The organism is Nakamurella sp. UYEF19, assembly GCF_040546275.1.
GTDB lineage: Bacteria > Actinomycetota > Actinomycetes > Mycobacteriales > Nakamurellaceae > Nakamurella.
Genome location: NZ_JBEPNO010000014.1, coordinates 87,793 through 99,999, shown reverse-complemented (window position 1 = coordinate 99,999; position 12,207 = coordinate 87,793). Strand labels below are relative to the sequence as shown.

General features: G+C 66.8%; 10 protein-coding genes. 2 read left to right on the top strand and 8 right to left on the bottom strand.

Going from position 1 to position 12,207, the window contains the following annotated elements; all coding sequences use genetic code 11:
• Window positions 1–17 precede the first annotated feature (17 nt).
• Both typA and ABIB25_RS18545 read right to left on the bottom strand, forming a co-directional pair.
• Window positions 18–1,865, bottom strand: a complete 1,848-nt coding sequence (typA, locus tag ABIB25_RS18550; protein ID WP_354529973.1) for a translational GTPase TypA — start codon at window positions 1,863–1,865, stop codon at window positions 18–20.
• Window positions 1,866–2,339: 474 nt separating this feature from the next.
• Window positions 2,340–3,164, bottom strand: coding sequence for a hypothetical protein (locus ABIB25_RS18545; protein ID WP_354529972.1), 825 nt, complete (start codon window positions 3,162–3,164; stop codon window positions 2,340–2,342).
• Window positions 3,165–3,490: 326 nt separating this feature from the next.
• Between ABIB25_RS18545 and ABIB25_RS18540 the strand changes: the two genes are divergently transcribed.
• Window positions 3,491–4,285, top strand: a complete 795-nt coding sequence (locus ABIB25_RS18540) for a maleylpyruvate isomerase family mycothiol-dependent enzyme (protein ID WP_354529971.1) — start codon at window positions 3,491–3,493, stop codon at window positions 4,283–4,285.
• 80 nt (window positions 4,286–4,365) lie between these two features.
• A complete protein-coding gene (locus tag ABIB25_RS18535; RefSeq protein ID WP_354529970.1) occupies window positions 4,366–5,499 on the top strand; it encodes a right-handed parallel beta-helix repeat-containing protein in 1,134 nt (377 codons plus the stop codon).
• A 67-nt stretch (window positions 5,500–5,566) separates the two neighbouring features.
• Here the strand turns inward: ABIB25_RS18535 and ABIB25_RS18530 are convergent, their stop codons facing one another.
• The 6 genes from ABIB25_RS18530 to ABIB25_RS18505 form a co-directional block, all read right to left on the bottom strand.
• Window positions 5,567–6,445: an amino acid ABC transporter ATP-binding protein gene (locus ABIB25_RS18530; protein ID WP_502919852.1), complete on the bottom strand. Its 879-nt coding sequence runs from the start codon at window positions 6,443–6,445 to the stop codon at window positions 5,567–5,569.
• Complete coding sequence (locus tag ABIB25_RS18525) at window positions 6,442–7,293, bottom strand: amino acid ABC transporter permease (RefSeq protein WP_354529968.1); 852 nt, start codon at window positions 7,291–7,293, stop codon at window positions 6,442–6,444. Before ABIB25_RS18525 ends, ABIB25_RS18530 begins: the two co-directional genes overlap by 4 nt.
• A gap of 88 nt (window positions 7,294–7,381) precedes the next feature.
• Window positions 7,382–8,380 carry an ABC transporter substrate-binding protein gene (locus tag ABIB25_RS18520; protein WP_354529967.1) on the bottom strand — a complete coding sequence of 333 codons (999 nt, stop codon included), beginning with the start codon at window positions 8,378–8,380 and terminating at the stop codon, window positions 7,382–7,384.
• A 143-nt stretch (window positions 8,381–8,523) separates the two neighbouring features.
• Window positions 8,524–9,360 carry a (deoxy)nucleoside triphosphate pyrophosphohydrolase gene (locus ABIB25_RS18515; protein ID WP_354529966.1) on the bottom strand — a complete coding sequence of 279 codons (837 nt, stop codon included), beginning with the start codon at window positions 9,358–9,360 and terminating at the stop codon, window positions 8,524–8,526.
• 28 nt (window positions 9,361–9,388) lie between these two features.
• The gene (locus tag ABIB25_RS18510) at window positions 9,389–10,411 is read right to left on the bottom strand and encodes an ABC transporter ATP-binding protein (RefSeq protein WP_354529965.1); all 1,023 of its coding nucleotides are present in this window, start codon (window positions 10,409–10,411) and stop codon (window positions 9,389–9,391) included.
• Between the two features lie 17 nt (window positions 10,412–10,428).
• Complete coding sequence (locus tag ABIB25_RS18505) at window positions 10,429–12,207, bottom strand: ABC transporter permease (protein WP_354529964.1); 1,779 nt, start codon at window positions 12,205–12,207, stop codon at window positions 10,429–10,431.

Genomic DNA, 12,207 nt, shown 5'->3' with positions numbered 1-12,207 from the left:
GTCGCCTTCGGGCTTGGTCAGGTGGAGACCTTGTTGCGGCTCCTGGTGCGGGCGCGTTCGCCGGCGTTCAGCACCAGCTTGCGGATACGGGCGGCCACCGGGGTGATCTCGACGCACTCGTCGTCGGAGCAGAACTCCAGGGCCTGCTCCAGCGACAGCGAACGGGGCGGCACCAGGTGCACGAGTTCCTCGGACGAGGACTTGCGCATGTTGGTGAGCTGCTTCTCCTTGGTGATGTTGACGTCCATGTCGTCGGCGCGGGAGTTCTCGCCGATGATCATGCCCTCGTAGACCTCGGTGGTCGGCGGTACGAACATGGCGCCGCGCTCCTGCAGGCTGAGCATGGCGAACGGGGTCGCCTTGCCCGGACGGTCGGCCACCAGCGAGCCGCTCGCGCGGGCCCGCATGGCACCGGCCCACGGGCCGTAGCCGTCGAAGAGGGTGCTGGCGATGCCGGTGCCGCGGGTGTCGGTCAGGAAGTCGGTACGGAAGCCGATCAGGCCACGCGACGGCACGTGGAACTCGAGGCGCACCCAGCCGGTGCCGTGGTTCGTCATGGACTCCATCCGGCCCTTGCGGACGGCCAGCAACTGCGTGACGGCGCCGAGGTACTCCTCCGGGACGTCGATGGTCAGCTTCTCGAACGGCTCGTGCTTCTTGCCGTCGATCTCGCGCAGCACCACCTGCGGCTTGCCGACCGTCAGCTCGAAGCTCTCGCGGCGCATCGTCTCGACCAGGATGGCCAGCGCGAGTTCGCCACGGCCCTGGACCTCCCAGGTGTCCGGGCGCTCGGTGTTCAGGACCCGGATGGAGACGTTGCCGATGAGTTCCTGGTCGAGCCGGTTCTTCACCTGACGGGCGGTCAGCTTCTTGCCGCCGTCCTTGCCTGCCAGGGGGCTCGTGTTGATGCCGACCGTCATGGAGATGGCCGGCTCGTCGACGGTGATGGGCGGCAGCGCCACCGGGCTCTCCGCGTCGGCCAGCGTCTCGCCGATGGTGATGTCGGCCATGCCGGCGACGGCGATCAGGTCACCGGCGTACGCGGACTCGACCGGCACGCGGTCGAGGGCCTCGGTGATCAGGAGCTCGCTGACCCTGGTGCGGACGACGGTTCCGTCCAGCTTCATCCAGGCGACCTGCTGGCCCTTGGTGATGGTGCCCTCGATGACCCGGCACATCGCGATCCGGCCGAGGAACGGGGAGGCGTCGATGTTCGTGACCTGCGCCTGCAGTGGCGCGCCCTCGGTGTAGGCCGGGGCCGGGATGGCCTTGAGCAGCACGTCGAAGAGCGGGTCCAGGTTCTCGTGGTCGGGCATCTCGCCGTTGGCCGGCTTGTTCAGGCTGGCCCGGCCCGCGCGGGAGGCGCAGTAGACGATCGGGAATTCGATCTGCTCGTCATCGGCGTCGAGATCGATGAACAGGGCATAGGTCTCGTCGACGACCTCGTCGATGCGGGCGTCCGGGCGGTCCGTCTTGTTGACGACCAGCACCACCGGGAGCCTGGCCTCGAGGGCCTTGCGCAGCACGAAACGGGTCTGCGGCAGCGGACCTTCGGACGCGTCGACGAGCAGCACGACGCCGTCGACCATCATCAGTGCGCGCTCCACCTCGCCACCGAAGTCGGCGTGGCCGGGGGTGTCGACGATGTTGATGATCATGTCGCCGCGGTGCACTGCCGTGTTCTTGGCGAGAATGGTGATGCCCTTCTCGCGCTCCAGATCGTTCGAGTCCATCACCCGGTCGGTGTGCGCCGATCCGACCCGGAAGGCCCCCGACTGCCAGAGCATGGCGTCGACCAGGGTGGTCTTGCCATGATCGACGTGGGCGACGATGGCGACATTTCGCAGATCTGACCTAACAGCCACAGCGGGAGAACTCCTCTTTGACGGGGGCCCCGTGGTGGCGGCCGGAACCCCCGGCTGGCGTACTGACCGGGAGCATGACAAAAGCCGCGGCGCGGGGCCACGGCAGCCACCCGAGTCGATTCCGACGCAGTGCAGCGGTTGCAAGTCTACCGGCGGAGGGGCTTGCGCCCGCTCGTGCGGCGGAGGACTTGTGTCACAGGCATGCCGAGGTCTCTGTCCCCAGCGTCTGCCTGTGGAGGTTGCTGTGCCCGACCCCGCGCCAGGCGCCCCACCGGTATGAGCTGGCCCCGCGCCAGCGGGCGACCGGTATGAGCTGGTCTGCACCAGGCGGGCCACCGGTATGAGCTGATCTGCGCCTGCGGACGACCGGTATGAGCTGGTCTGCACCGGTAGTACTGCGGGCGGACATACCGGTGCACGGTGGCTCATACCGGTGGAAGGGTCCGTCATACCGGTCGCAGGATCGCAACCCGGTCATCGCGTCAGGAATTGTCGGTGTCCGGGCTGCCAGGTGGGATGCCCGGCTCGACCGAAGGCGGAAGCGAACCGGGGAAGCAGAGCCGGGTAACGATCCAACCGCAGTTCATCCCAGACGATCCGCACGCATTCACGGCCCGTTGCACGGATCGCGTCCTCGCGCCTCTTCTCATCGAAGACGACGTCGCCCGCTGACTTGCCATCCGGAACGAGTCGTCCGTACTTGATGCGTCCGTCGAATTCCACCACGGTGCCGAACCCGTCGATCTCGAAATCGACGCGAGGGTCGAACTCCAGCCCGACTCCACCGATCACGGCCTGCGGGGTCGGCGTCGGGATTCCGAGCTGAGCCATCCGGACGCGACAGATGGATTCACCGACGCTTTCGGCACGGGGATCGGCGAACTCGATGACATGCAACGCTTTTCGATGGCCCGTCACCCGGCGACTGCGATCGAGCAGTGCCCTGAGCGCAGCGCGGCTGACTGCGCCCGAGCGCAATGCCGAGTCTGCCGCCGCAACAGCCACCGACGGCATCGCCGTACGCGCGATGTCGAACACCGTCCGGGCAACGCTGGTGACGAGAGTTCCGTCAACGATGACCAGATCTGTTTCGTCGAGCAGCCCGCGATGCGGATGGATGTTCGACGTGCCCCGGCGCCCAGCACTCCCTGGCCATGTCGCATGCACCCGGACCAGGTTGATCGGCGGCAACTGCAGCCTGTGGAGAAGTGCGGCGGACTCGTGGCTGATCGCAGCCCGTCCGGCGAACAGGACGGCCAACTCTCGGGCCCGGACTCGGTGACGGTCTTCGTCGGTCATCGCTTTCCACGAGGCGGTGTCGACATAACGGCCGGGCCGAAGGCGTTGTAACCGCCCCGAGCGGCAGAGGTCGTCAACCTGCCGCTCGGTCAAGCCGCCCGCCAGGAGTGCTTGACGGTCGGTCCACGAGTCAATGGCGATGTGCATTGGATGAACCTGCGGAACTCGCCCCGGCCGAACAAGCGCTCGCAGAGAAATGTGGACAACCAAGGCCTTGTGGACAACACGGTGCCGGGAACAGAATCCGGCCCGGTTTGCTTGGATCGTGCAGACAAGTAGTTCAATTGCAGCGCCTGATCAAGCCCGAGCCGACCCGAGGATCACCCATGACGAGCACAGCCGATCAGCCCATCAACGCACTGCGGACCGGGCACGACGAACTGGCCGCGCTGGTGAAAGGGCTCTCCCTCGAACAGATCAGCGGGCCGTCCGGGGCTGCGGACTGGACCATCGCCCAGGTGCTGAGTCATCTCGGCAGCGGCGCGGAGATCGGTCTGGCCGGTCTCGAGGTCGCCCTCGGAACCGGCGAGAAGCCGGCCGCTGATTTCAACCGGACTGTCTGGGACCGTTGGGACGCAATGGAACCGGCCGATCAGGCCGCCGGATTCGTGACGGCCAACGAGAAGTTCGTGGTGCGGTACGAAAGCCTCGACGACACCACCCGGAACGAGACGACGGTCGATCTCGGCTTCCTCCCGGCTCCGGTCGACCTGGCCACCGCGGCCAGCTTCCGGCTCAACGAATTCGCGCTGCACTCGTGGGACGTCCGCGTCGCCGGCGATCCCTCGGCCGTCCTCGCCCAGGACGCCGCCGAGCCGTTGATGGCCGTCGTGCCGTACCTCATCGGATGGCTCGGCAAGCCGGGCGATCTGCTCGGCGGCGCAACGAAGAAGGTGACGATCCAGACCACCGCGCCGGACCGCACCTTCGGCCTCGCCATCACCGAAAAGGTGGCGTTGGTCGACGCGCCGGACGAGCCGGACGCGACCGTCAGCCTGTCCGGTGAGAGCTGGCTGAGGCTTGCCACCGGACGCCTTGGGCCCGAGAACACACCGGGCGAGGTGCGGGTCACCGGCGATATCACCATCGGACAGCTCCGGCAGATGTTCCCGGGCTACTGAGCGCCGTGCGTCGGGCGTCGGGAAGGTTCGCCGGTGCGCTCGCTGCCTGCACCGTTCTTGCTGACTGTACCGCCACGGCCGTGACGAGCCCGTCGACCGAGAGCAGATCCTCGACGGCGAACTCGACCGAGAGGTCTGCCGACCGGACGACCAGCCCCGCACACACGATCGACACCGACCAGACGACCGACACGGACCAGACGACCGACACCGACCCGTCCACCCGGACCCAGCAAACCAGCCGATCGAAGAAGCCCCGCGCACCACAGTCTCCGGTCGGCGATCCGGAAGCCGCCGGAAGCGGTGCGGCATCGGATGTTCTGCTGGAGTGCCCGAGTGGCGGGTCCACCGTCCACACCGCCGACGAACTCACGGCAGCACTGGCCCGAGCACGGCCGGGCACCGTCATCAGACTGGCCGACGGCACGTATTCCGGACACTTCGTTGCCGCCACGAAAGGTACTGCGGAGCAGCCGATCTGGCTGTGCGGTAGCAGTGATGCGGTGTTGGACGGTGGAGACATCCAGTCCGGCTACACCTTTCACCTCGATCACGCCGAGAACTGGCACCTGGTGGGGTTCAGCCTCCACGGCGGCCAGAAGGGTGTGGTCGCCGACGGCGCATCCCAGTGCGTCATCCAGGGCCTGACGGTGTTCGACATCGGAGACGAGGCAATTCATCTGCGTTCGGCGACGAGCAAGTGCGTGGTCAGGGGCAACACCATTGCGAGCACCGGCCATCTCGACAAGAAGTTCGGCGAGGGCATCTACATCGGATCCGCCCGGAGCAACTGGTCCAAGTACGGCGCCGATGGCGGCCCGGATCGCAGCGACCACAACCTGATCATCGGCAACCACATCAGCGCCACGACCGCAGAGGCGGTGGACATCAAGGAGGGAACCACCGGAGGAGTCCTGCGGCACAACACCTTCGACGGCGCGGGCGGCCTCACCGGCGCCGACTCCTGGGTCGATGTGAAGGGGAACGACTGGCTGATCCAGGGCAACAGCGGAGTCGGTTCGCCGACCGACGGCTTCCAGGTGCACACCATCCTGGATGGTTGGGGTCAGGGAAATGTGTTCCGCGCCAACACCGGCGCCGTCAACGGCACCGGATACGGCATCAACCTGGCCGGCGCTCCGGACAACTTCGTGTACTGCAGCAATACTTTCACCGATGCACCGAAAGGCAACAGCAACACGCCGTGCCGGTGAACGACTGCACGACGCAAAGAACGGGCACCCCCGAGCCCGGGATGCCCGCCCGTGCTCACATAGCAGCTCAGTAACCGGCTTGGCCGCTACCCAGGTTGGGGTCGAGGGCGAGCGGCTTGACCATTTCGACGCCACCCACCGGCGGAGCCGGAAACTCGTCACCCTCTTCGACCTGAGTCGGGTTGAGCACCCGGAACATGAACGACTTGGTGCGTTCGTGCTGCGGATTGCCGATGACCTGTTCAGCGGTGCCCTCCTCCACGACGTAGCCACCGTCCATGAAGATCACCCGGTCGGCGACGTCACGGGCGAAGGCCATCTCGTGCGTGACGACCATCATCGTCATGCCCTCCTGGGCCAGCCCTTTCATGACGGCGAGAACCTCACCGACCAGCTCGGGGTCCAACGCCGAGGTCGGCTCGTCGAACAGCATCAACGCAGGATTCATCGACAGCGAGCGGGCGATCGCGATGCGCTGCTGCTGCCCCCCGGAAAGCTGCGGCGGGTACGCCCCCTCCTTGTGCGCCATGCCGACCCGCTCCAGGTTGTGCCGGGCTTCCTTCTCTGCGTCCGACTTCGACCGCTTGAGGACGCTAGTTTGCGCAATGGTGAGGTTCTGCAGAACGGTCAGGTGAGGAAACAGGTTGAACTGCTGGAAGACCATGCCGATGCTCCTGCGCATCGCATCGATGTCGCACTCGCTGTCGGTGACGTCGAACCCGTTGACGATGATCTTGCCGGCGGTCGGCTGTTCGAGAAGGTTGACGCAACGCAGCATGGTCGTCTTGCCGGAACCCGAGGGACCGATGACGCAGACGACTTCGCCCTTCTTGATCTCGACGTCGATGTTCTTCAACACCTCGACGGTGCCGAACCTCTTGACTAGCCCCTTGACCGAGATGGCGCCCTGGCCTTCGAAATCAGTGACAGTCTGGGTCATGGTCATCGCCTCTTCGCTTGTTTGCGTTCCAGAGCCCGAACTGCCTGCGACAACGGCAGGGTGACGACGAGATAAGCGATGCCAGCCAGGAGCAGGGGGGACGCGGTAGCCGCGATGCCGCTGATGCCGCCGCTTGCGGCAGTCTGGGTCAAGTAGGTCAAGTCGTACTGGGTTGCTGTAAAGCTCAACGCATAGACCAGTGAGGAGTCCTTGATCAGCAGAATGATCTCGTTGGTCATCGGGGGGATGATGATCCGGAAAGCCTGCGGCAGGATGACCAGCCGCATAGCCTGTCCGCGAGACATACCAAGCGTCCGCGCAGCCTCCATCTGGCCCTTCGGTACCGCCTGAACGCCGGCGCGGATCGTTTCGGACATGTAGGCCGCAGCGACCGAGCCGAGGCCCACCGTCACGAGCAGGTAGAAGTTCGAGAAGATCTTGCTACTCGGACCAAACAGGGTCGGGATCGCATAGTTGAGCAGGAAGAGAACCAGGAGCGTGGGCAGACCGCGCAACAGCTCCACGTAGACGGTGGCGATCCATCTGTAGAGGCGAACCTCCGACATCCGCATCAGGGCAACGATCAAGCCCACGACCAGGCCGAAGATGAATGCCATCACCGTGTAGAGCAGGGTGTTGATCAGACCGGTCTTCAGAACACGGGGCAGGATCTGCCCCATGCTGTGGAAGTCGAGGAATTGGAGCCGGAAATCATTCCAGTGCCCGACGATGGCCAGCAGAGCAATGATCACGACGATGATCGCGTACTGACCTGATCGGATGAACGTGGTTCGTTGCCGCTTGGTCATGCCCTGGCGCTCAGGGGGCGCCCCGGTTTGAACAGTTGTGGTCACGTGCCTGATCTCCAGTCGAAGCGAAAGAGGGGTCACCGGCTATGCGGAACGGGACCGGTCCCCGTCGAGACCGGTCCCGTTCGGATCATCAGATCTTGTCGGGAGCTGTCCCGCCGATCCATTTCTCGTAGCTCGACTTGTAGGTGCCGTCGGTCAGCGACTGGGCGATGGCATAGTTGGCGACTGCCGCCAGCGCCGTATTTCCCTTGGCTGCACCGAATCCGTACTGCTCGCCGGTCTGGAAGTTCTGAACGATCTTGACCTTGCCCTTCTGTGCCTTGAAGTAGTCGTTCAGCGCCGGCTGGTCGTGGATGGCGGCGTCGATCTTGCCGGACTGCAGCGCCTGCTCCTCGTCGGAGATCTGCTTGAACTCCTGGACGGTCCAGCCGTACTTGGCGGCGTTGGCCTGTGCGTAGCTCAAGCCGGTGGTCCCGGTCTGGGCGCCGATGGCCTTGCCCTTGAGATCGTCGGCAGACTTGACGCTGCTGCTCGACAGCACCATCAGCGCCTGGGATGCGTCGTAGTAGGCGTTGGAGAACTCGATGGCCTGGACTCGCTCGGCGTTGATCGTCATGGCGGCGGCCGCGATGTCGCACTTCTTGGACTTCATTGCCTGTCCGGACTTGATGGCGGTGAAGTCGGCGACCACAACCTTGGTGCTGATGCCCAGGTCCTTGGCCATGAAATCCATGAAATCGATGTCGAAGCCAACGATCTTACCGGTCCCGTCGTCGACCTCGAACGGCGGATAGGGCAGCGACGTGCAGACCGCCAGCGTGGAGGGGTCGGCCAGGGAGGCCTTGGCCGCGGAGATCATGGCCGGCGTCAGCGTGGTGGGGGCAGCCGTGCTCGGCGCGACGTAGGTCGGTGCAGCGGAGACCGCCGACGTCATCGCGCCCGACGTCATCGCGCCGGACGTCATCGCGCCGGACGTCATGGCCGCCGAAGTCGGCGCCGGGGCAGCCGAGCTGGTGCTGGGGGCAGCTGCGGTGGTGGAGCTGGAACCACAGGCACTGAGCACGAGGGCGCTCGTGGCGACCACCGCCAGCAGCATGGTCCGGGTGGTGCGGGACTGGGTGGATGCCACGTTTTCTCCCATGAGAATGCAGAGGGGCTCCCGACCCCGGAGCGAGGAAGGAAGGTTTCGCGTTCGTGGCATCCTGCCATGACCCATATGTCGATTGGATGACGAAAAGGGTCTGGAAGTCGATTGACGGTCGAATTGCTACCTCATCGATGGATTTGAAGCGTAATACGCAACGATTCCACCAGATGACGATCGGATTCGAGCAGCTCCAGCACGCCGAGCTCGTCGGCCCCGACCCAGCGGTAGTCGTCGTGGTCGACCAGCACGATCGGGTCGTCTCCGACCACCTCGGCCTGGTAGCAGTACAGCGCAAGGCCGTCACCCACGTCGACCACCGGGCCGATGCGGCCAAGAACACTGGTGTGCAGCGCAAGTTCCTCGATCAGTTCCCTCGTCAGCGCCTGACGATCGGTCTCACCGGGCTCCACCTTTCCTCCCGGCAACTCCCAGAGCCCGGCACGGCTGCGCCCCGGCGCGCGGCGGGCGACGAGCACGCGACCGTCCCGGATCACCGCCGCGGCGACCACCCTGATGGGCTCGCGCGCGACGAGCGTGGTCATTCCGATGATCATCTCGCCATATCGGATCAGGCGGCGACGGAGTGCGGAATTCACCCCGCGCAGGCGCGAGCGGACAGAGAATTCGATCGTGACCAGGGTGCCCGCAGCCGTTGACGCCAACACGATCCGGATCGCGATCCGCACGCCGAGATGTGGGACCGCGGATTCGAGCACGGGTAGACCGTCGCACTCGTGTACCCGCAACAGGACCGACGTTCGTCCGGCGCCGGGGGTGAAGCGGACCAACCCCGCTTCCACCATCCCGGTAGCGTCGCGTGCCACCCCGAGGCGCCCGCCGACGGCGGTGGCCGCCCTGATCCAGACCTGCGACTGGCCGAGGGCCCGGCGAACGGCGCCCACCGGTGCGTCGATCAGATCGGCACAACGGACCGGGACCGGCGGCCGCCTCGTCGTCTTCATCGGTCCATCTTGACGGTGAGCCGGACTGTCATGCCCCGAGCCCGGCGCAGGCGGTTGGATCGAACCGCACCCTGACCGACTGACCAGCCATCACCGCAGTGGTCGGCGGTGCCACGGCGTCAACCGCGCCAAGCCCTTCGACCTCCAGCCGCAGCCGGAGCGACTCCGGGCTGGCCAGAATCCCCTCGACGACACCTTCGAGACCGCCCCGTTCGTCGAACACGAAAGCGGCGGGACGCAGCGCGATCCGCTGCCGGTCCGGCAGCCCGCAGGGGCCCGCGTCCGACACGAGGACCGCGAGTGCGGCCCGGTCCACGATCGAGCTGAACCCGACGAAGCCGGCGGCCCACTCCGACTGCGGCTGCGCCCAGACATCGACCGGCGACCCTGTCTGACGGATCGAACCGTCCTGCATCAGGCCGACCGTGTCGGCGACGGCAAACGCTTCGCGTTGGTCGTGGGTGACGTAGACGGCGGTGGTACCGGTGCGGGTCAACGCGTCGCGCAGGGTCTGCACCAATCGCTCGCGCAGTTCGGCGTCCAACGCGGCAAGTGGTTCGTCGAGCAGCAGCAGGCGCGGTTCCGGGGCCAACGCCCGGGCCAGGGCCACCCGCTGGGCCTGACCGCCGGACAGGGTGGTGATCCCCCGGGATCCATATCCGGCCAGACCCACCAGTTCCAGCAGGTCCTCGACCCGCTGCCGACGCTGGTCGCGTCCCCATCTCCGTGGATCACGGCGGAGTCCGTAGGCGATGTTCTCCCCCACGTCCAGGTGCGGGAACAGCACCCCGCTCTGGAACATCAGGCCGAACCCCCGCCGGTGCACCGGGACTCCGGCCAGATCGGTGCCGTCCCAGCCGATCGCGCCCGACCCGATCGGCTCGAGCCCGGCAACGGCCCGCAGTAGCGTCGACTTGCCGCAGCCGGACGGTCCGAGCAGGCACATCACCGCGCCGTCCGGTACTTCCAGGCTGACCCGGTCGACCGCCGTCGTCTTCCCGTAGCTGACGCTCACGCCGTCCAGGCTCAGCATCGACGAACCACCCGGCATCTGGAAGCCACCTGCATCTAGAAACCACCCGGACCAGGGCGTGCGTCCGAGGACACCGCGTCGACCAGCAGGACCACCACGGCGCACATCGCCGCCAGCACCGTCGCTGCGGCCAGGGCCATCCCGGTGTTGGCCGCACCCGGACGGCTGATCAACCGCCCGATCAGCACCGGCAGGGTCGGGGTCTCCGGCCGGGCGAGGAAGGACGTCGCACCGAACTCCCCCAACGCGACCGCGAAGGCGAACGCGGAGGCACCGGCCAGCGCGCGGCCCATGATCGGCAGATCCACCGAGGCCCAGACGCGGACCGGCGACGCACCGAGCACCGCGGCCGCCTGCCGGAGCCGCTCGTCCGCCGCGCGGAGGACCGGCAACACCAATCTGACGACCAGCGGTGTGGCGACCAGGGCCTGGGCGATCGGCACGAGCACCGCCGAGCCACGGAGGCCGAGCGGCCCGGAGTTCAGGGTGATCAGGAAGCCGAAGCCGACCGTCACGGCGCTGACCCCCAGCGGGAGCATCACCACGGCATCGACTCCGGCGAGGAACCGTCGCGCGGCGAGCGCTCTCGGCCTGCGGGACAACGCCATCGACAGCATCAGGCCCAGGGCGACAGCCAGAACCGTTGCTGTCAGTGCGGTCCGGAGGGAGTTGCCGATCGCTGTGGTGGCCGGCACCAGCAGCACGTTCCCGGAGGCCACCTGACCGAGCGCCCGATAGTTGTCCAGGGACAGACCGTCGGGGGTGTGCAGCGACCGCACCACCATGACGACGAGCGGGACGACCACCAGCACGCCGGCGCCGGCGGTGACGGCAATTGCGGGCAGGTCCGTCCACCGCAGCCGCCGCGCCGTACCGGACGCACGACGGAGCTCGATGGTGACCTCGTTCCGTCGGCGCAGCAGACCGGCCACCAGCAGCACCACGGTGACCAGCAGGATCTGCACGATCGAGAGCACCGCCGCCGTCCGGAGATCCAGCAGATCGGCTGTCTGACGGTAGATCTCGGTCTCGACGGTGGAGTACTGACCGCCGCCCAGGATCAGGATGACGCCGAAACTCGTGGCGCAGAAGAGAAACACGATGCAGGCGGTCCCGGCGATGGAGGGTGCCAGCTCGCGGAGGGTGACCGTCAGGAAGGCCCGAACCGGACCGGCGCCCAGCGACCTCGCCGCCTCCGCCGGACGCGGATCCAGGTTGGCCCAGGAGGTCCCGACGGTGCGGACCACGATCGCGTAGTTGAGGAACACGTGCGCTGCCAGGATCGCCGCGACACTGCCGTCCCAGCCCCAGGACCCGAGCAGGCCATCCTGCGCGAACAGGGTACGAAATGCGAGACCCACCACCACCGTCGGAAGGACGAACGGCACCGTGACCAGCGCGCGCACCAGCCGCACCCCGGGAAACCTGCACCGGTACAACACAAACGCCCCCGGCACACCCAGCAGCAGGCACAGCCCGGCCGAGGCTGCGGCCTGCCACAGGGTGAACCCGATGATGCGGCGGAATCGTGCCCGCCCGAGGACATCACCGAAGCCGGAGAGGTCGAGTCGTCCGGCCTCGATCAGCCCGCGCCCGATCAGCGCACCGACCGGGTAGAGGAAGAACAGCCCGAAGATCACCAGCGGCGCAGCGACCACCAGCACCGACCCACACCGGTGCAACGGCCCGAAAGCCTTGCGCAGACGGGTTTCGGGGCGCGGGCCGGCGTCGGGGCGGGGGCCGAGGCGCGCGCCGGCGTCGGGGCGGAGGCCGACGTCGGATCGGAGTTCGGCGCGGGTCTTGAGGACGGTCAC

Bases quoted from the DNA above. Each gene is read 5' to 3' on its own strand.
- ABIB25_RS18545 (WP_354529972.1), bottom strand. From the start codon at position 3,164: ATGACCGACGAAGACCGTCACCGAGTCCGGGCCCGAGAGTTGGCCGTC.
- ABIB25_RS18540 (WP_354529971.1), top strand. From the start codon at position 3,491: ATGACGAGCACAGCCGATCAGCCCATCAACGCACTGCGGACCGGGCAC.
- ABIB25_RS18530 (WP_502919852.1), bottom strand. From the start codon at position 6,445: ATGACCATGACCCAGACTGTCACTGATTTCGAAGGCCAGGGCGCCATC.
- ABIB25_RS18515 (WP_354529966.1), bottom strand. From the start codon at position 9,360: ATGAAGACGACGAGGCGGCCGCCGGTCCCGGTCCGTTGTGCCGATCTG.
- ABIB25_RS18510 (WP_354529965.1), bottom strand. From the start codon at position 10,411: ATGCCGGGTGGTTCGTCGATGCTGAGCCTGGACGGCGTGAGCGTCAGC.